Origin of the sequence: Streptomyces sp. NPDC047061, assembly GCF_040643955.1 — a bacterium.
GTDB lineage: Bacteria > Actinomycetota > Actinomycetes > Streptomycetales > Streptomycetaceae > Streptomyces.
In genome coordinates this window covers 173,977-193,132 of record NZ_JBEYVI010000002.1, presented here as the reverse complement: position 1 = coordinate 193,132, position 19,156 = coordinate 173,977, and the positions used below count along the sequence as shown (strand labels likewise).

The window sequence follows — 19,156 nt, the reverse complement described above, 5'->3', positions numbered from 1 at the left end:
AGACCCCTCAGTCCCATTCCAGGCCGCCGCGCCGCCACACGTACGCGTAGGCGACGAAGACGGTGAGCACGAAGAGCAGCATCTCCACGAGCCCGAAAACACCCAGGGCGTCGAAGGTGACGGCCCAGGGGTAGAGGAAGACGATCTCGATGTCGAAGACGATGAAGAGCATCGCCGTCAGGTAGTACTTGATCGGGAAACGCCCGCCGCCGGCCGGCGTGGGGGTCGGCTCGATACCGCACTCGTAGGCTTCGAGCTTGGCGCGGTTGTACCGCTTCGGACCGATCAGCGTGGCCATGACCACGGAGAAGATCGCAAAGCCTGCCCCGAGGGCTCCCAGTACGAGGATGGGCGCATAGGCGTTCACCGCTCCTCGCTCCTCTCAGTCGGCACTGACTGGTGGCGGTTCGGATCGGGCTCCCCACCTGCCTCATCCGTCCCGCGAACCCCGCGCGTCCCGGGCGAAGATCGCGAACATGTGAAGCAGGTCACAAGCCCAACTGCCTCGCATCTTATGCCCGCCGCTCTGTGATCTGCGACACGGGGTATTACACAAGCTTTGTGATCTCCACCACCTGACGATCGATCATGAAGTCGGATGAGTAGTGATCTTCACACGCGAAGCGTTCAGCTGATCACCAGAAGTGACATTTTCGACCGTTGATGCAGACAGGAGGGGGTTTCGGGCGGGCGTCTCTATATCAAGAGAGTTCCCCTGCATGCAAATTCGCGGTGGACAGGGGCCCTTGATAGTGAGCCGCATTCACACATCAGAGGGAGGCGCGAGGGGCGATGTGGACGTGTGCACGCGTTCACGAACCCGGACGACCACCCGGACGCGCGAGACGCACCCCTCCCGGTAACCGTTCCGTGACCTCCGCCACATTGATGAGAGGCGCCTGGGAACCGGGCTTGGCCAACCATCCGAACCGGTGGTACGTCGCGGGCAATTCGGACGTAACAGCGAAAGAGCGTGATCACGGGCTTGATCGCGAGCGTCCGCAATGTCCGTTACGGCGTCAATAAAGAAAGACATGCGAGGGATTCGCCGTCTCGATTGAGCAACTGTGGCGCAGCACACGTTTCTTGAAGATATGAAGGAGCCCCTGGTACCAGTTGTTCCCATGTCCCACACCGCTCACATACGCAGCCACCGGAAGCCCCGCCGCAGCGCGACGACAAACATCGCCGTGCGCGCCGGAGTTGCCAGTGGCGTCCTCGGCATGGCAGCGGCGGGCGCGGCCTCGGCGAGCGCCGCCGAACCCGTGACGCAGACGCTCGAACCGCCCACCCTGACGGCCGATCTGGCCACCCAGGTGGCCCAGTCCGCCGACGCCACGCAGCAGGCCGCGGCGAACTACACCCTCCAGGCCGAGCGCAACGAGGCCGCCGCAAATGCCGCGAAGCAGGCAAAGGCGGACCTTGCCGAGGCGAAGCAGAAGGCCGCGGCCAAGAAGAAGAAGGCCGAGGAGGCCCGCAAGGCCGCCGCAGAGCGCGCCGCCTCGCGCAGCGCCGAGCGGACCACCCTGAGCGCCACCACGAGCTCCAGCAGCTCCACGAGCACCTCCACGGCGACCGGTTCGGCCGCCGCCGTGGTCGCCTTCATGAAGGCGCATATCGGTGACGCCTACGTCTCCGGCGGCACGGGCCCGCACTCGTGGGACTGCTCGGGTATCGTCCAGGCCGCCTTCAAGTCCGTCGGCGTCAGCCTGCCCCGTGTCTCCCAGGACCAGTCGACGCAGGGCACCCAGGTCTCGCTGAGCAACCTCCAGCCCGGCGACATCCTCTACTGGGGCAGCGCCGGCAGCGCGTACCACGTGGCGGTGTACGTCGGCGACGGCATGTTCGTCGGCGCGCAGAACCCCTCCAGCGGCGTCGGTGAGCACCCGCTGTCGTACGACCCGCCGACCGGCGCGGTGCGGGTGCTCTGACCGCCTGGGCAACAACCCGGGCGACAAGGACAATTCAGGCATCGCACAAGCACGGTAGGGCCGCAGCCGCTCGGGGGCAGCGGCCCTTCCGGCGCGTCCGGCACCGGCAGGGATCACCCCTGCGCCGGCGCCCCCTTCTCCCGGTTTTCCACAGGCCGCAGGTCGCAGGCCTCGGGCCACCGGGAGGGTTTTCCACAGGCCCGCCCGCGATCCGGTGACTCCTGGGATGCTCGGTGCAGGCCGCACGCGGAGAGCCGGCGGCCCCGAGATCCGAGAAGGAGACACCGCGATGCCACGCGTCTTCGTCCAGGGAAACCCCATGGACCACTACCCCCGGCACGCCCCCGAGGCCCGGCGCGGTTCGGTGCGCCGGATCACCGAGACCGGTGAGGACGTCCTGCACAAGCCGAGCCGGGACGTCACCGAGTTCGGTCCCGACCTCGCCGCGCTCATCGACGACATGTTCCTCACCATGTACGTCGCCGAGGGAGCCGGCCTCGCCGCGAACCAGGTCGGGGTCGATCTGCGACTGTTCGTGTACGACTGCCCCGACGACGACGGTGTCCGACATGTCGGACACATCGTCAACCCCGTGCTGGAGGCGCCGAGCCCGGCCGGGCGACGGCTGCTCGACGACAGCGAGGGATGCCTGTCGGTGCCGGGCGCCACGATGGAGGTGCCGCGGCCGGACCGGGCGGTCGTGCACGGACAGGACAAGGAGGGCAATCCGCTCACCCTTGAGGGAACAGGGTATTTCGCCCGCTGCCTGGCGCACGAGACCGACCATGTGAACGGGCGCGTGTATCTCGACCGGCTCTCCAAGCGGGAGCGGAAGGAAGCGCTGCGGCAGATGGCGGACCGGCGGGAGGACGTCTACGCCCGCCGGGCCGCCAACATCGAGGCGCTCACCTCGTAGCGCGGGCGGTCACGCCTTCGGGGCCACCTTGCTCAGCCCGTTGATGATGCGGTCCATCGCGTCGCCGCCGGTCGGGTCGGTGAGGTTCGCGAGGAGCTTCAGGGTGAACTTCATCAGCAGCGGGTGGGTCAGGCCGCGCTGGGCCGCGATCTGCATGACCTTCGGGTTGCCGATGAGCTTCACGAAGGCGCGGCCCAGCGTGTAGTAGCCGCCGTAGGTGTCCTTGAGGACGCGCGGGTAGCGCTGCAGGGCCATCTCCCGCCCGCTGGGGGTGGCCCTCGCGTGGGCCTGGACGATGACGTCGGCGGCGATCTGGCCGGACTCCATGGCGTAGGCGATGCCCTCGCCGTTGAAGGGGTTCACCAGGCCGCCGGCGTCGCCGACCAGGAGCAGGCCGCGCGTGTAGTGGGGCTGGCGGTTGAAGGCCATGGGCAGGGCGGCGCCGCGGATCGGGCCGGTCATGTTCTCGGGGGTGTAGCCCCAGTCCTCGGGCATGGAGGCGCACCAGGCCTTGAGGACCTCGCGCCAGTCCAGTTCCTTGAAGGAGTCGGAGGTGTTCAGGACGCCCAGACCGACGTTGGAGGTGCCGTCGCCCATGCCGAAGATCCAGCCGTAGCCGGGCAGCAGGCGGTCCTGGGGGCCGCGGCGGTCCCAGAGTTCCAGCCAGGACTCCAGGTAGTCGTCCTCGTGCCGGGGGGAGGTGAAGTAGGTCCGGACGGCCACGCCCATCGGGCGGTCCTCGCGGCGGTGCAGGCCCATCGCGAGGGAGAGCCGGGTGGAGTTGCCGTCGGCGGCCACGACGAGCGGCGCGTGGAAGGTGACTTCACGCTTCTCCTCGCCGAGCTTGGCGTGCACGCCGGTGATCCGGCCGGTGCGCTCGTCGACGATCGGGGCGCCGACGTTGCAGCGCTCGAAGAGGCGGGCGCCCGCCTTCTGCGCCTGGCGGGCGAGCTGTTCGTCGAAGTCGTCCCGTTTGCGGACCAGGCCGTAGTCGGGGAAGGAGGCGAGATCCGGCCAGTCCAGCTGCAGGCGGGTGCCGCCGCCGATGATGCGCAGGCCCTTGTTGCGCAGCCAGCCGGCCTCCTCGGAGATGTCGACGCCCATGGCGACCAGCTGCTTCACCGCGCGCGGGGTGAGTCCGTCGCCGCACACCTTCTCGCGCGGGAACTCGGTCTTCTCCAGCAGGAGTACGTCCAGACCGGACTTGGCGAGGTGGTAGGCCGTCGTGGAGCCGGCTGGCCCTGCGCCGACGACGATGACATCGGCGGTGTTTTCGGAGAGGGGCTCGGTCACGGCAGGGTCTCCCCAAGGCTCGAAATCGCGTGCCGACCGGCACTGGACATGGGCAGTCTATTCAGCGGTACTGATCACCCGGCTGAAGGGCTGCCCCTGTGAACCGAGCTCTCCCCGCGGTACGGCTGCGCGTACCCACGCACGAGGACGCGTTCGCCTGGCATCGGGTCTTCGACGACCCGGAGGTCATGGAGTTCCACGGCGGCAGGTCCGCCGAGCTGTCCGTCTACGAGGAGCTCACCGCCCGTCAGCGCCGGCACGACGCTGAGCTCGGCTTCTGCCTGTGGACGATGACCGACGAGGCCGGAGAGGTCATCGGTTTCACGGGCGCCCAGCCGTGGGCGCCGGACTGGGGCCCCAGGGGCGAGATCGAGATCGGCTGGCGGCTCGGGCGGGCCCACTGGGGCAAGGGGTACGTGACGACGGCGGCGCACATGACGCTGGGGCGGCTGCGGGCGGCGGGCGTGCCGAACGTGGTGGCGATGGTGCGGCCGGGGAACGAGCGGTCCGTCGCGGTCACCCGGCGCCTCGGGATGGAACCGGCCGGGACGTTCCCGCACCCGCGGCTCCCCGAGGAGGCGCTCTGCTTCCGGCTCGACCTGCGGGGCGGCAGCACGATCGATTACACAGAGTAACGATCTGTTACAGAAAGACACTTGGCGCTTCCGGGCGCCATGTGCCGGGGGTTACCCTTCCAGTACCGCTGGGGGTGACATCTGTGCATATAACACCCAAAACACCCGAAGTGCGCGTGCCACGGCTGGTCGGCCTGATGGCCGTGGACGCGCGCGAGACCGCCCGGGCGCGAGGCCTGTTCCTCAACGCGCCGGACCGGCCGGACTTCCATCTCACGGTCGTCGAGTACGTCGTACGCCAGTTCCCGCAGCCCGGTGCCGAGGTGCCGCAGGACTCGATGGTGTACGTGTGGTTCGACTTCGGTGAGGGCGAGGGCGGCGGGGGCGTGCGCGAGCCACGCATCCCGCGGCCGCCGACGGGCGGACTGCAACGGGAGCTGGACCGGCCCGGGGACGCCTTCGAGGTGAGCAGCCTGTGAGTCCCTGGTCGGGGCTCAGGCCTCCTTGAAGCCCCGGTGCAGGGCGACGATCCCGCCGGTGAGGTTGCGCCAGGCCACCTTCGACCAGCCCGCCTGGCGCAGCCGTCCGGCCAGCGCGGGCTGGTCGGGCCAGGCGCGGATGGACTCGGCGAGGTAGACGTAGGCGTCCGGATTGGAGGAGACCGCGCGGGCCACCGGCGGCAGTGCGCGCATCAGGTACTCGGTGTAGACGGTCCGGAAGGGCGCCCAGGTCGGGTGCGAGAACTCGCAGATCACGACCCGGCCGCCGGGCCGCGTCACCCGGTACATCTCGCGCAGGGCCGCGTCGGTGTCCTGGACGTTGCGCAGCCCGAAGGAGATCGTCACGGCGTCGAAGGTGTCGTCGCCGAACGGCAGCCGGGTGGCGTCCCCCGCGGTGAAGGGCATCCAGGCGTTGCGCCGCTTGCCGACCTGGAGCATGCCCAGGGAGAAGTCGCAGGGCACGACGTAGGCACCGGCCCGGACGAACGGCTGGGAGGAGGTGCCGGTGCCGGCCGCCAGGTCCAGGATCTTCTGGGCAGGGCGTGCGTCGACCGCCTTGGCGACCTCCTTCCGCCACTGCCGGTCCTGGCCGAGCGACAGGACGTCGTTGGTCAGGTCGTACCGTTCCGCCACGTCGTCGAACATCGAGGCGACTTCGTGCGGCTGCTTGTTCAGGGAAGCGCGGGTCACGCTCGCCATTCTTGCAGCACGCCCTCAGGGGAGAAGCTTCGGCTTCTTCTTCGCGGCCACGTCCTCCACCCAGCCGCACGCCACGATGAACACCGCGATCAGGATCCAGCCGACGCCGAACATGAACCACTGGCTGTCCAGCGGGAGCCACTTCTCGAACGCGGGCACGTTCCACATCTGGTCGATCAGCGGGACCGCCAGAATCAGGGCGATCTCGTGCCAGAGGTAGATCGTCACCGCGCGGGCGTTGAAGATCGTGACTGTCCGGTCGAGCTTCTTGTAGCGGGTCAGCCAGGCGAAGTCGATCTTGAAGTACGCCTTCGCCCACATCAGCAGCATCACGAACCCGGCCGACCAGAAGGCCTGTGCGAGGGGGTTCTCGTCCAGGTCGTAGGTGCCGAAGTCGGCCTGGTGCGAGAAGGCGTACCAGCCGCCGTAGCCGACGGCGGCGAGCGAGCCGACCACGACCAGGGCCGGCTTCATCCGCTGGAGCACGCCGTCGCGGTGCGCGAAGCCGAGGATCCAGCAGAAGAGGTACGTCGACAGGTCCCACAGGGCGCTGCCGAAGCGGTTGTCGGGGCCGGACCAGACGAAGTTCAGGACCAGGATCGGGGCCAGCGACGCCAGGAGCACCGGGATCGGGGCCTTGCGGAAGATCCACAGCAGGGCCGGGGAGAGGAGGACGAACCAGAGGTAGGTGCGCAGGTACCAGAGGATCTCCCAGGCCTGCTCGCCCCATGCGTTGCCCGGCGGGTCGCCGAGCGGCACGATCCAGTAGACGATCTGCCAGCCCGGCATCCAGTCGTGGATCAGCATCGCCAGCACGACGAAGAAGCCCCAGAACCAGAAGGGCGGGAGGAGGCGGCGGAGCCGGCTCTTGACCACCTTGAGCGCCGGGCGCTCCAGGGACTTCGCCATGAGGGTGCCGGCGAGGCCGAACATGATGCCCATGGAGGGGAACACCATGCCGCACCAGGCCCAGCCGAAGGTGTGGTAGGTGACGACGCGGATGAGGGCGACGGCACGGAGGGTGTCGAAGTAGCGGTCCCTTGCAGGGGGCTTGGGCCGAGAGGCGTCGGTGTCGTTGGCGTCTGTTGTCTCGGTGCCCGGCGCTGTGGGCACAGCGGTAGAGGCGGCGGCTGCGGGTGCGGCTGCGCTGGTAGCGGTCGGCTCCGGCGTCGGTTCCGGTTGCGGTTCCACCAGGGGTAGGGGGGCCGTCTGGTCAGGTGCCGGGGGGTAGGCGTAGTCGGTGTACTGCTGCTGTTGCGGGTACGGCTGCTGGGCGTACTGCTGCTGGCCGGCGTAGGGGCCGTGGTCGTAGCCGTTGTAGCCCTGCTGGTACGGGTTCTGCTGGTACGGGTTCTGCTGGTACGGGTTCTGCTGGTCCCAGGTCATCAGCTGCTCACCCCCGCCGGGGTGCCGACCTCGCCCGTGCGCTTGAGTTTCTGCCAGCGCAGGCGGCCGCCGGTGAGGGCGGTGATGCAGGAGTGGATCAGGACGAGGTACATCATCTGACGGTAGGCCAGCTGCTGCAGCGGCATCATCGCGAGGTAGCGGTACTTCTCCTTGTCCAGGCGGAACGCGTAGGCCGCGCAGGCCAGTTGGATACAGAGGACGGCGAGCCAGGCGAGCAGGGCCGCCTCGAAGTCGACGAAGATCATCGAGTAGATCGTGAAGACGTCGATGAGCGGGGCGAAGACCGGGGTGACGATCTGGAAGAGGACGACCAGGGGCATGCCGACGCGGCCGAAGCGGCCCGAGGGGCCCTTGTCCGTCAGGGACTTGCGGTGCTTCCACAGGGCCTGCATGGTGCCGTAGGACCAGCGGTAGCGCTGGGACCACAGCTGCTTCAGCGAACCGGGCGCCTCCGTCCAGGCCTTGGCGTGCTCCTGGTAGACGACCCGCCAGCCCGCGCGGTGCATGGCGATGGTGATGTCGGTGTCCTCGGCGAGGGTGTCCTCGCTCATGCCGCCGACCTCCAGGACCGCCTCGCGGCGGAAGGCGCCGATCGCGCCGGGGATCGTCGGCATGCAGCGCAGCAGGTCGTACATGCGCCGGTCGAGGTTGAAGCCCATCACGTACTCGATGTGCTGCCAGGCGCCGATGATCGTGTTGCGGTTGCCGACCTTGGCGTTGCCGGCGACCGCGCCGACCTCGGGGTCGGCGAACGGCTGCACGAGGTGCCGTACCGTGTCCGGCTCGAAGACGGTGTCGCCGTCCATCATCACGACGATGTCGTAACTGGCGTTGCGCACCCCGTTGTTGAGGGCGGCCGGCTTGCCCGCGTTCTCCTGGCGGATGACCCGGACGTTGGGCATGCCGAGCTTGTCGGCGGCGGCGCGGGCGATCTCCGAGGTGCCGTCCGTGGAACCGTCGTCGACGACGATGACCTCGATCGGATGGGTGCTCTGCGCCAGCGACTCCAGGGTGTTGGCGATGCACTCCTTCTCGTTGTAGGCCGGGACGATCACGCTCACCGGTCTGGTGACCGTCGCCCCCCAGCTGAACCGGCGTTTGTTGCGCAGCCGGTAGTGGCGGCGGGCGATGAGCAGCATCATCCCGAAGCGGCCCATGACCGCGATGCCGACGACGAACAGCAGACCGGAGAGGACCGGGAGGGCCCACTCGGCTATCGCGACCGCCACGATGAGCGCCTTGCCCTCGTAGAGGGTCATGCCGGAGGCCGTGCGATGGGCGGCCTGGAGGCGGGAGACGGTGGCGGCGCCCGTGCCTGTGCCTGTGCCGGAGCCCGAGCCGGTGCCGGTGCCTGTGCCGCCGTTGGGGGCGGTGCCGCCCTCTCCGTTCGGGCCGGTGCCGTTCGGGGCGGTACCGGTGCCGGTGCCGGGCTGGGAGCCGGTCCCGGTGCCGGTGCTCGTACCGGTCCCGGTGCCGGTCACGCCGGCCTCGGTGAGCCCGGTGGTGGTCTGGCCGCTGGAGCCGGTGCTCGCGGCGGCGGCCTGCCGGTTCGCGGTGTTCCGCTTCTCGATGACGCCGCTGATGGTGGTGAAGGTGTAGCCCTTCGCCTTCATCTTCTTGATGTACTGCGGCAGCGCCTTGATCGTCTGCGAGCGCTCGCCACCGGCGTCGTGGAAGAGGACCGAGGCGCCCTTGGTGCCGCTCGGCGTCGCCCACTTGACGATCTTCGAGACGCCCGGCTTCTTCCAGTCGTCGCTGTCGGTGTCGACGAAGACGCTGGTGTAGCCCTCGTCGCCGAGCTTCTTGTAGACCGGCCAGCTGTAGTTGTCGATGGCGTCGGTCTCGGAGGAGTACGGCGCGCGGAAGAGGGTCGTGGTGATGCCGGCCGCGCCCGCCAGCGCGAGTTGCGTCTGCTGCATCTCGCGGTTGACCCGGGCGTCGCTCTGGTACGACAGGTCGACGTGCGTGAACGTGTGGACGCCGACCTCGTTGCCCTGCTGGACCATCGTCTTCACGATGCTCGGGTAGCGCGACACCATGGAGCCGACCAGGAAGAACGTGGCGGGCACGTCGTACTGCTCGAGGATCTTGAGGACCTGCGGGGTGTAGGTCGGGTTCGGGCCGTCGTCGAAGGTGAGGGCGATGGTCTTGGAGGGGACCGAGACGGTGGACGCCTGGCCGCCCCGGAAGGTGAGGATCGGGCCGCCGTCGAGGATCTTGTCCGGCACCTTGCTGGAGCTGGCGCCGGTGCGGACCCGCTGGTCGCCGCCGACCTCTGCGCGCAGATAGCCGTCGAGCAGCATCACGCAGGTCAGCGCCAGCAGAAGCAGCAGCGCGAGGATGACACGTGGTTTCTGCAGCGCCGCGGCCCTGCCCGCCGCCCGCTCGATGCGGGAGGGGGCGCGCCTGCGGCCGCGTGAGGACGTCGGTGTAGTCATGGGAAGAGGCCTGCGTTTCCGGTCAGTCGGCGGTGGCGGATGCGGAGGCGGACGGGGTGGCGGCGGTCGAGGGCAGCGACGACGGGCGGCCGCTGGGCACGCCGGCCTGACGGCCGATGCCGCCCTGCGGTCCGACGCCGCCGGGGGCGTTGCCGGCGCGCGCGAAGTCCGGGATCAGCGAGTCCGGGGTGAGCGAGGTTCCCCAGCCCATGAAGGCGGCGCCGAGCACTCCCGTGTAGGCGAGGCAGACGACGCCGAGCAGGAGGCCGACACGCCGCAGCACCTTGGACCGGCGCCCGGAGGAGTCGACGAACACGGGCCCCTCGGCAGACCCGTTGCCTTGTTTGCGGCGGCGACCGCGCACGGCGGCGCGGCTTTCGATGGCAGGCTCGGATTGCATTCCACGGATATTAGGGAGTCTTTATGTGATCGTCTTCGGGGTTCTTGTGAAGTGCCCATGAGAAACCCCTTAACCTGTCTTTTGGCTGAGAGGTTCTGTGAACACCTGCGGTGGCGATCGAGGATGGGAAACCACCTGAACATCCCTTTTGCGTCGCACCTTTTGCGCTCTTCGCGCCCTTCGTTCCATGAGGTTTCTATGTATTGACCGGACCGTTGAACACCATGACCGTGTGAGACGTTTTCCTTTGGAATCAGGCTTTGTTTCGAGCCTGAGACACAAATCACGAGAGCGGGTGCATCTTAATGCGGAGTTTCCTCAGGCCGGCTGCTGGGCTTACCTGCCTGTTTGCCATGGCAGTGGCGGGGTGCTCCTCGGGCTCCGACGGCACGTCGGACGCGGCGCCCGCACCGTCGAAGAAGGCGTCCGCCTCCGCGAGTGAGGCCGACGACTCGGACGGGTCCAGCACGTCGTACGCGCCCTACGTCAGCGCGACGGAGGCCGCCGACACGGACGACGCCGGGTCGCCCTCCACGTACAACCTCGCGTTCGTGATCGCCGGCGGCAGCAGCTGCACGCCGACGTGGAACGGGACGGAGGCGATCGGCGACTCGGCCGTGAAGTCCCGGATCTCCAAGCTGAAGGAGGACGGTGCGACGGTCCGGGTGTCCTTCGGCGGGGCCTCCGGGAAGGAGCTGGCGACGACGTGCTCCAGCGCGTCGAAACTCGCCGCCGCGTACGGTGCCGCGCTGGACGCCGCGGGCTCCACGCAGGCCGACTTCGACATCGAGGGCGACACGCTGACCGACTCCGACTCGGTCGCGCTGCGGTCGGAGGCGATCGCGCTGCTCCAGAAGGAACGGCCGGACCTGGAGGTCTCCTTCACTCTTCCCGTGATGCCGTCGGGGCTCGACTCCGACAGCCTCGCGCTGCTGGAGTCGGCCAACAAGTACGACGTGCAGGTCTCGACGGTCAACATCATGACCATGAACTACGGCGAGTCGTACGACGGGGACATGGGCGACTACGCGGTCACCTCGGCGAAGGCCACGCACACGCAGCTGAAGAAGGTGTTCGGGCTGTCGGACGCGGGGGCGTGGGGCGGGATGGCGCTGACCTCGATGATCGGGGTGAACGACGTCGACGGGGAGACGCTCTCGCTGTCCGACGCGAAGGATGTGCGGGCGTTCGCGGAGGAGGAGGGGGTCGCGTGGGTGTCGATGTGGTCGACGTTCCGGGATGTGCAGTGTGAGAGTGGGAGTTCCGGGGACGACGATGCGGCTACGAACTGCAGTGGGGTGAGTCAGAGTTCAGGGGCGTTTGGGGAGGCGTTTGCCGGTTGAGTGTCGTCTGACGGCCGGTCGGGGGCTTGTCGCGCAGTTCCCCGCGCCCCTGAAAAGCAGGTCGGACTAGCGCCGCCTGTGAACCAGGCGCCCCGCGCACACCGTGGCGATGCACTCCCCTGTCTCGTCGAACACCGCCAGGTCGGCCCTGGTGGTTTCGGTGAGGTGGGGTCGAGGCGCATGGGGCAGTACGAGGACGTCGTTGCGGGCGGCCGCGGCTCGGAGTTCCGGGGAGTCGGTGTGCCGGTCGAGGACGGCTGTCGCGCCCGACTTCAGCACCGCATGTACGCGTTCCCGCGGCGTCGGAGCGTCCGGGAGCGCGTGTTCGTGGACGCGCGCCGGACCGAGTACTCCCGGCCAGTTCCGCACCCGGGCGCCCGGGAAGCGCGCCAGCAGGTCCGCCCGCGCCCCCACCGCAGTGATCCGGTCGCCCTCGACGACGACGGCGCCGTCCTTGAGTACGGCACCGTCCCAGTCGTGGCGGACCTCGTCCGCCGCGTGAATCGTCAACACAACCGGGTCAGTTGGCGCTGAGCAGCTTCAGCTCGGGGTGGGCCGTCCCGCCCTCGATCGCGGTGGAGGAGATGTGGGACATCACCCGCTCGTCGACCGGGTCGTTCGCCGGGTCGTCGTGGACGACGAGGTGCTCGTACGTCGTGGCGCGCTGCGCCGGGACGCGGCCCGCCTTGCGGATCAGGTCGATGATCTCCAGGCGGTTGGAGCGGTGCTTGGCGCCGGCGGAGGAGACGACGTTCTCCTCCAGCATGATCGAGCCGAGGTCGTCCGCGCCGTAGTGGAGGGAGAGCTGGCCGACCTCCTTGCCGGTGGTCAGCCAGGAGCCCTGGATGTGGGCGACGTTGTCCATGAAGAGGCGGGCGATGGCGATCATCCGCAGGTACTCGAAGAGCGTGGCCTGGGTGCGGCCCTTCAGGTGGTTGTTCTCGGGCTGGTAGGTGTACGGGATGAAGGCGCGGAAGCCGCCCGTGCGGTCCTGGACGTCCCGGATCATGCGCAGGTGCTCGATGCGCTCGGCGTTGGTCTCGCCCGTGCCCATGAGCATGGTCGAGGTGGACTCGACGCCCAGCTTGTGGGCCGTCTCCATGATCTCCAGCCAGCGCTCGCCGCTCTCCTTGAGGGGCGCGATGGCCTTGCGGGGGCGCGCGGGGAGGAGCTCCGCGCCGGCGCCGGCGAAGGAGTCCAGGCCGGCCTCGTGGATGCGGGTGATGGCCTCCTCGACGGAGACGCCGGAGATCCGGGCCATGTGCTCGACCTCGGAGGCGCCCAGGGAGTGGATCACCAGCTGCGGGAACGCGTCCTTGATCGCCTTGAAGTGCTTCTCGTAGTACTCGACGCCGAAGTCGGGGTGGTGGCCGCCCTGGAACATGATCTGGGTGCCGCCCAGTTCGACCGTCTCCGCGCAGCGGCGCAGGATGTCGTCGAGGTCGCGGGTCCAGCCCTTGGCGGTGTCCTTGGGGGCCGCGTAGAAGGCGCAGAACTTGCACGCCGTGACGCACACGTTCGTGTAGTTGATGTTCCGCTCGATGATGTACGTCGCGATGTGCTCGGTACCGGCGTACCGGCGGCGGCGTACGGCGTCGGCGGCGGCGCCCAGTGCGTGCAGCGGGGCGTCGCGGTAGAGGTCGAGCGCCTCCTCGGGCGTGATGCGTCCGCCCGCCGCGGCACGGTCGAGGACAGACTGGAGGTCGGCCTTCTCGGTCACCAGGGCTTTCCCTTCGGCAGGGGTTGTGGACAGACCCCGCCAGCCTACGCCAGCCGCTCCGGCAGGTCGGCCTCGGTACGGCCGAGCACGATCTGGTCGAAGAGGGCGCCACCGCCGTCCGTGCGCACGCCGAGCTGAGTGATCTTCTTCAGCCTGCCGGTGCTCGCCGCCCACAGGTCCACGCGGACGGTCCGCCAGCCGTCGGACGGGAACTCGTCGGCCGGGACCGTCAGCTGGGTCAGCACGGTGTCGGGGGACGTCCACTTCGAGATCCCGGCGTTCACCCCGAAGTACTGGTCGTCGCCGTCCGCCTCCGGGCTGCCGCCGGGCCCCAGCCGCAGGCCGATCCCGGTGGTCTCGGGGCCGAGCGCCTTCCAGGCGAACTGGAGGTACCGGTACTGGGCCGGTGTGCTCGGGTGCGCCACGATCTCGAAGTTCCAGTCGTGCATCGTGTCCAGGAAGAAGAGGCCGTGCCGGATGGGGTACTGGGCGCCGGGCAGCGCCACGGGCACCCGCAGGCACCGGTGGCCGGTGTACGCGCCGCCCTCCTGGATGTCGACGATGTGCGGGCCGTCGAGCAGGAGGTCCGCCACGTCGTCCACGCGGTCGTCGAAGAGGACGGCGAGAGCCCTGTTCTCCACCACGTCCCGGTGGGAGGGGCCGAGGACCTTGCCGTGCAGGACCAGTTCGCCGAGCCGGAGATTGCCGGCCGGCCAGGTGGAGCCGCCGGTCGTGACGAACCGGAAGCGTCCGGAGTGCAGCAGCGGCTCGATGGCGTGGCTGTGCAGGGCCTGGTCGGAGAGGAGCATCGGACCGTCCCGCCAGGCGCCGGCCCGGGCGTCCCACCACTGGAGCAGGACGTCCCGCAGCCAGGACTCGGGGTGCGCGGGGTCCTCGGCGATCGTGATGCCGGTCAGCTCCAGCTGGTAGCGGAAGGTGTCCACCGTGAAGAGGAAGCGGTGGTCCGAGCCGGTGGCTCCCATGCTGTTCAGGAGCGTCCGGTTCAGCCACGGTCCGGCGGGCGGATCGGCGCTGCCGTCGGTGAGGAGGCCGAAGACCTCGTTCGGGTCCTGGGTCATGCCACGATCCGGATCGACCGTCTGCATCCCGAGATAGGCGTGCGTCTGCGACAGGAGGTTGGGCGTCAGCGGGTAGGCCTCGGACCGCGCGTTGCCCCAGTGCGCCCGCACCACCGGCACCGGGTCCGGGGCCCGCAGCTTCGACCGGATGTCCCTCTCCTCGGGGATCAGCCGGGTCCGCCAGCGCTCCTCCAGGTCGGCGTCGTAGCGGATCACCGTGCCCATCCAGGTGGCCGCCAGCAGGTCGCCGCCCGGCAGCCAGGCCGGCACCGGGAGGGCGCGCAGGTCGGTCGCGGTCAGCAGGGCCCCGTCGCGGTCGAGCACGGACAGGGTGCCGAGTTCGCTGCCCACGGCGATCCGGGTGCCGTCGGGCGAGACGCGCGGGCGGCGCAGGAAGTCGTCCCCGGTGTACGTCCACAGCAGCCCGCCCCCGGTGTCGAAGGCACGGAGCTGGTTGCCGGTGGTGACCGCGAGGAAGGAGCCGTCGGCGGCGAGGGACAGCTCGCTCGCCGCGGTGGGGAGGGTGTGGGCCAGGGCGCCGTCCCGGATCACGAACACCCGGCCGCCGTCGGCCTCGGACGCGATCACGGCCGTACGCCGGTCGCCGCTGACGGCCGCGGCGCCGAAGGCACCGCCGAGGCTCCCGCTCGCGGTGGTGGCGAAGGTCCACAGGGTGTGGCCGTCCGCCGCCGAGAGACCGGTGACCGTGTCGTCGGCGAAGGTGATCAGGGTGTCGTCGTCGAGGGCGAGGAGGCGCAGCGGGGTGCGGCGGTTCTCCGTCCACCAGGGGTGCGTCCACTTCTCGCGCCCCTCCTCGTCCCACACCGCGAGGCCCAGGTCTCCGCAGGAGGCGGTCCACGAACCGTCGGGCGCCATCGCGAAGTTGTTCAGCCCATAGTCGTAACCCCACTCGCTCTTCGACCAGTCGGTGGCCTTCTTGGGCAGGCCGAACAGGGCGTACCGGCGCTGTGCCCGTCCTGCGGAGTCCAGTTGGTAGAGGTGGTACCCCTCGGCGGAGTCGAGGTCGAAGCCCTGGGCGGCGAAGCCGTCGGGGCGGGCGGTGGGGGCGTAGGCGAAGTGGTGGCCGACCCGCTGCCGCCAGCGGGTGCGGCCGGTGGCGAGGTCGAGGCCGTAGAGGTTGTGGTCCCAGTCGAAGGTGTTGAGGGCGGCGGTGCGGCCGTCCGCGGAGACCGCGATGTCCCGGACGTGCGGGCCGAATCCGTCCTCGGAGGCGGTCGGCAGCGGGTCGTGCAGCAGCGGGACGATCGCGTAGAGCCGGGCCGGTACGGTCCGCAGGTCCGCCGTGAAGACGCCGTCGAGCAGCGAGACCGGTGTGCCGGTGAGCACGTCGACGACGTGGTGCAGCAGGGGCAGCCGTACCTTCAACCTCGCCTGCACGGGCAGCCGTTGGGCGCAGAGCAGCCCCACCCGCCAGGCGGTCTCCGGCTCCCAGTCGGGCCTGGTGTTGTTGACGGCCCAGATGTACGTGATGTCCCCGGCCGTCCGTTCGCTGAGCAGCACCTCGGGGTTGTCGCACTCGGCGACCGGCGGGACGGCGGCCAGCGCCCCGGCGACGGCGGCGCCCTGCGCGAGGAAGGCGCGGCGCAGCCGGTGGTAGGAGGTGTCGTCGCCCTGCCAGGCCGGTTCCCGACTGAGGTCGACCTGGTCGAACCCGAAGCCGAGCGGACGGAAGGCGGTGCGGTACTTGGGGTGGCAGGTGTCGTCGGCGTACACGTTCGCCTGCACGGCCCGGAGCGCCTCGTCCAGTGGTGGGTCCAGGTCGACCTTCTGGCCCACGAGCAGGACGGCCTGGTAGCCGCGCAGTACGTCGGCGGTGGCGTCCTCGGCGATGTCCTCGGTGAAGACGAAGGACGCGGGGCGGTGGGCGTGGAGGCAGGCGTTGTAGGCGTCGTAGAGGCGGGCGAAGTAGAGGCTGGCGAACCAGCCGCCCTCGTTGGTCTCCAGGCGCAGCATCCGGGTGGAGACGACGATCGCGATCCGGTCGGCGCTGCGGGCGCCCGCGACGGTCGGGGCGAGGCGGGCGATCAGCTCGAACGCGGCGCGCTGGACCGAGGTCTTGCCCGCCCCTCCGGAGCGCGGCTCGCCGCGTTTCCAGCCGCTGCCGCCGGTGCGTTCCGCGTAGGCGGTGACCGGTTCGACCTGGCGGACGCCCTCGTCGGGGACCAGGCCGGTGCCGTTCGGGCCGCGCAGCACCTGCTGGAACAGCGTCGGCAGGATCATCCCGCCGGTGCCGTCGTCGTTGGACAGTTCCGGGTGGCCCCAGGCCGGTTTGCCCGGCCGCCGGTAGAAGTCGACCATGTGGGCGGTGGCCAGCATCACCTGGATCTGCTCGCCCTGGTAGTGCAGGTCGACCTCGTCGGCCTGGGCGAAGAGCAGCGGGGGCACGGTCTGGGGCTGACGGTAGGGCGGGGTCAGAGCGGTGGTCAGGGCGGTGGTCCGGCCCGGGGACGCGTTGTCGAGCGCCTTGCGGAACTCCTTCGCCGCCGTCGGCTTCAGCGTGATCGAGCGGTCGGTCACGGTGTCGAGCACGGGCGCCCAGGCCGGGTCGCCGGCGGCGATGGCCTGCAGCCGGTCGTTGTACCGCGTACGTTCCGTCTCGCTCTCCGCGGCGGCCACGCCCACCGGGCCGTTCCACCAGTTGGCGGCCCAGGTCCAGCCGCGGAAGGCGGCGTACGCGGCGAGCCGGTCGGTGGTCGTCGTGAGGTCGTTCACCAGTGTGGGCAGGTCGCGGCTCTCGAAGTTCTTCGGCCAGTCCAACGGCAGGAAGGCGTCGTTGAAGAGGAGGACCGCCTGTTCCTCGATGCCGTACGCGCCGTATCCCGCGATGGTTCGGCGGCCCACGTCCTCGAAGAGGGCCTTCTGCCAGTGCACCGCGGCCGGTGACCTCTGCAGCCTGCCGACGATCTCGCCGTCGGCGGGGTAGTCGGCGGAGAAGGTACGCCCCCAGTTCACGCCGAGCCGGTCGACGGCGAGGTTGAGACCGAGCGCCCGCACCCTGACCAGGTGGGCCTGGACCAGGTCCGGCAGGTCCGCGAGGCGCGGCAGCCTGGCGGTGGCCGGATCCTTGACGGCCTCGCGGGGGTCGACGGGGAAGCAGGCGTGGTTGGGGGCGTAGATGTCGGAGTACAGGGTGAGATGGAAGTCCGGCCTGCTCGCCAGTCCCGGCCCGATCTCCAGGTACTGCGGGGCGACCGTGAAGCCGGCCGGCGCATCGGCGTCGACGACGTACCGTCCGGGCTCCAGGGCCGCGGTGGTCTCGGGCCCGATGACCAGCAGGCCGGCACCCCCGGCGTCCAGGGTGACGCCGTCCCACGCCCGGACCTCGGACCCCGCTCGCGTCAGCGCGACCCGTACGGCGTTCGGCAGCGGCACCCCCGAGGCCGCCCGCGCCGCGATCGCGACGGTGACGGCCTCGCCGCGGCCGTAGTGGAGGCGGTTGAGATTGACCGGCGGCCTGTCGGCGCCGTTCTCGTCCTTGTCGACACGGCAGCTCATCAGGGACAGCGAGCCGCGCTCCGCGCCCTGCGGTCGGATCTCGACGACGCCGTCCAGGACGTACTCGGACAGGCGTCCGGCGATGTCCGGCGACACCCGCACCTGGTACAGCCCGCGGGCGTCGGCGGGCGGGGTCACCGTGCCGCCGGACAGCGGGAGTTCGGTGAACTCCGGCAGGCCGAGCGGGCGCAGCCAGACCCGGAAGCGCGGCCGGCCGGCCCACCCGCCCGGGGTGTGGGTGACGGTCAGGGGCACGGGCGTGCCGGCGGTCCACACGTCGGCGTCGTACTGCACGCTCAGCCGCTCGACGTCGGCGGGCACCCGGTCCCGGTCGAGCACGGTGCCGCTCGCGACGTCGTACACCTCGACCAGGTTGAGAGGGTCGTTCCGCTTGACGTGGTACTTCTCGTCGCGGAGCCGCAGATGCTGTACCTCGTAGCCGTCGGCGGGCAGCGCGATGGTGCCCGCCGTGTACTGCTTCTGCCCCTTGCTCCCGGGCGGGTAGATCCGCAGCTCCTGCCTGCCCTGGCCCTTGACGATCACATGGAGGTCGCCGTTCGCCTTCGCGTCGAAGCCGCCGTAGAGCCCGCCCGAGACCTTGACCTCGTCGTACCAGAGGAGTTGCCCCCGGAGGTCGGTGGCGCAGAGGATGCCGGAGGCGCCGTTCCCCGCCCTGGACCACGCGGTGTAGATGCGGTCGGCGTTCTCCGCCACGCGCAGGCCGACGGCTGTCTTGTTCGAGACGGCGTCGTCGGGCAGTCCGGTGAGGGGGATCTCCTGGCTCAGGGTGGCGTCGGGGTTCAGCCTGAGCACGCGCCGCCGGTGCTGGTCGAGGGCGTAGAAGGCGCCGGACTCGGCCGCCTCGATGCCGGACGGCGAGGTGTAGCCGAGGGTGTCGTCGGCGGCGAAGTCGTCGTAGTGGCCGAGCTCGGCGAAGTCGGCGTCGTAGAAGACGATCCGGTGCTGGAAGTGGTGCTCGGCGATGGCGATCACCCCGGCCGCGTTGGCCGTGACGGCGAGCGCGGCGGCACCGACCCGGACGAAGCGCCGGGTGCCGTCCGGGCCCAGCCGCAGCAGCCGGCCGTCGGGGGTACCGCCGGTGACCAGGTAGCGGTTCCCGTCCCGGCCGTACCCCAGTTTCAGGTTCGGCACGTCGAAGACGGGGTGGTACCGGGACACGACCTGCTCGATCTTCCTTGCGCCCACTGCGGCTCTCCCCCGCTCGCGCCGATCGCGGCTCACCCGCGGTTCAAGATTGGCGCGGGCATGCCTCAGCATCGCCACGTCCACCGGACCGGCACAATCACCACACCGGGCGAGCGGTCGAACTCCCTTGCGG

At 69.9% G+C, this 19,156-nt stretch carries 14 protein-coding genes; 5 read left to right on the top strand and 9 right to left on the bottom strand.

Annotated elements, in window-relative coordinates; translation table 11 throughout:
* Positions 1–7 precede the first annotated feature (7 nt).
* The gene (locus ABZ887_RS04280; protein ID WP_007383963.1) at positions 8–367 is read right to left on the bottom strand and encodes an NADH-quinone oxidoreductase subunit A; all 360 of its coding nucleotides are present in this window, start codon (positions 365–367) and stop codon (positions 8–10) included.
* A gap of 757 nt (positions 368–1,124) precedes the next feature.
* Between ABZ887_RS04280 and ABZ887_RS04275 the strand changes: the two genes are divergently transcribed.
* Entirely contained in the window at positions 1,125–1,931 is an 807-nt protein-coding gene (locus ABZ887_RS04275) for a C40 family peptidase (RefSeq protein WP_361282764.1), read from the top strand.
* Between the two features lie 289 nt (positions 1,932–2,220).
* Positions 2,221–2,847 (top strand): peptide deformylase, encoded by a 627-nt coding sequence (gene def, locus ABZ887_RS04270; RefSeq protein ID WP_361282762.1) that lies wholly within the window; start codon positions 2,221–2,223, stop codon positions 2,845–2,847.
* 9 nt (positions 2,848–2,856) lie between these two features.
* On the opposite strand, the gene ABZ887_RS04265 is transcribed toward def, so the two are convergent.
* On the bottom strand, positions 2,857–4,140 hold the full coding sequence (locus tag ABZ887_RS04265; protein ID WP_361282760.1) for a geranylgeranyl reductase family protein: 1,284 nt from the start codon (positions 4,138–4,140) through the stop codon (positions 2,857–2,859).
* Positions 4,141–4,238: 98 nt separating this feature from the next.
* Between ABZ887_RS04265 and ABZ887_RS04260 the strand changes: the two genes are divergently transcribed.
* Together ABZ887_RS04260 and ABZ887_RS04255 are read left to right on the top strand one after the other, a co-directional pair.
* Positions 4,239–4,775 carry a GNAT family N-acetyltransferase gene (locus ABZ887_RS04260; protein WP_361282758.1) on the top strand — a complete coding sequence of 179 codons (537 nt, stop codon included), beginning with the start codon at positions 4,239–4,241 and terminating at the stop codon, positions 4,773–4,775.
* A 110-nt stretch (positions 4,776–4,885) separates the two neighbouring features.
* Complete coding sequence (locus ABZ887_RS04255; RefSeq protein ID WP_361282756.1) at positions 4,886–5,194, top strand: PASTA domain-containing protein; 309 nt, start codon at positions 4,886–4,888, stop codon at positions 5,192–5,194.
* Between the two features lie 15 nt (positions 5,195–5,209).
* On the opposite strand, the gene ABZ887_RS04250 is transcribed toward ABZ887_RS04255, so the two are convergent.
* The 4 genes from ABZ887_RS04250 to ABZ887_RS04235 are packed head-to-tail and all read right to left on the bottom strand — an operon-like array spanning position 5,210 to position 10,159.
* A complete protein-coding gene (locus ABZ887_RS04250; protein ID WP_361282754.1) occupies positions 5,210–5,905 on the bottom strand; it encodes a demethylmenaquinone methyltransferase in 696 nt (231 codons plus the stop codon).
* Between the two features lie 24 nt (positions 5,906–5,929).
* Positions 5,930–7,300, bottom strand: a complete 1,371-nt coding sequence (locus ABZ887_RS04245) for an acyltransferase (RefSeq protein WP_361282752.1) — start codon at positions 7,298–7,300, stop codon at positions 5,930–5,932.
* Positions 7,300–9,759 (bottom strand): bifunctional polysaccharide deacetylase/glycosyltransferase family 2 protein, encoded by a 2,460-nt coding sequence (locus tag ABZ887_RS04240; protein WP_361282750.1) that lies wholly within the window; start codon positions 9,757–9,759, stop codon positions 7,300–7,302. Before ABZ887_RS04240 ends, ABZ887_RS04245 begins: the two co-directional genes overlap by 1 nt.
* A gap of 22 nt (positions 9,760–9,781) precedes the next feature.
* On the bottom strand, positions 9,782–10,159 hold the full coding sequence (locus tag ABZ887_RS04235) for a hypothetical protein (protein ID WP_361282748.1): 378 nt from the start codon (positions 10,157–10,159) through the stop codon (positions 9,782–9,784).
* Between the two features lie 305 nt (positions 10,160–10,464).
* Here ABZ887_RS04235 and ABZ887_RS04230 point away from each other — a divergent pair, with 305 nt between their 5' ends.
* Positions 10,465–11,502, top strand: coding sequence for a chitinase (locus ABZ887_RS04230; RefSeq protein ID WP_361282746.1), 1,038 nt, complete (start codon positions 10,465–10,467; stop codon positions 11,500–11,502).
* A 66-nt stretch (positions 11,503–11,568) separates the two neighbouring features.
* On the opposite strand, the gene ABZ887_RS04225 is transcribed toward ABZ887_RS04230, so the two are convergent.
* The 3 genes from ABZ887_RS04225 to ABZ887_RS04215 are packed head-to-tail and all read right to left on the bottom strand — an operon-like array spanning position 11,569 to position 19,023.
* The gene (locus ABZ887_RS04225; RefSeq protein WP_361282744.1) at positions 11,569–12,015 is read right to left on the bottom strand and encodes a hypothetical protein; all 447 of its coding nucleotides are present in this window, start codon (positions 12,013–12,015) and stop codon (positions 11,569–11,571) included.
* A gap of 7 nt (positions 12,016–12,022) precedes the next feature.
* On the bottom strand, positions 12,023–13,222 hold the full coding sequence (gene mqnC / locus ABZ887_RS04220; RefSeq protein WP_361282742.1) for a cyclic dehypoxanthinyl futalosine synthase: 1,200 nt from the start codon (positions 13,220–13,222) through the stop codon (positions 12,023–12,025).
* Positions 13,223–13,266: 44 nt separating this feature from the next.
* On the bottom strand, positions 13,267–19,023 hold the full coding sequence (locus tag ABZ887_RS04215; protein WP_361282740.1) for a PQQ-binding-like beta-propeller repeat protein: 5,757 nt from the start codon (positions 19,021–19,023) through the stop codon (positions 13,267–13,269).
* Between the last annotated feature and the right edge of the window lie 133 nt (positions 19,024–19,156).

Coding starts and splice junctions, on each gene's coding strand:
- def (WP_361282762.1), top strand. CDS start 2,221: ATGCCACGCGTCTTCGTCCAGGGAAACCCCATGGACCACTACCCCCGG.
- ABZ887_RS04275 (WP_361282764.1), top strand. CDS start 1,125: ATGTCCCACACCGCTCACATACGCAGCCACCGGAAGCCCCGCCGCAGC.
- ABZ887_RS04240 (WP_361282750.1), bottom strand. CDS start 9,759: ATGACTACACCGACGTCCTCACGCGGCCGCAGGCGCGCCCCCTCCCGC.
- ABZ887_RS04230 (WP_361282746.1), top strand. CDS start 10,465: ATGCGGAGTTTCCTCAGGCCGGCTGCTGGGCTTACCTGCCTGTTTGCC.
- ABZ887_RS04245 (WP_361282752.1), bottom strand. CDS start 7,300: ATGACCTGGGACCAGCAGAACCCGTACCAGCAGAACCCGTACCAGCAG.
- ABZ887_RS04235 (WP_361282748.1), bottom strand. CDS start 10,159: ATGCAATCCGAGCCTGCCATCGAAAGCCGCGCCGCCGTGCGCGGTCGC.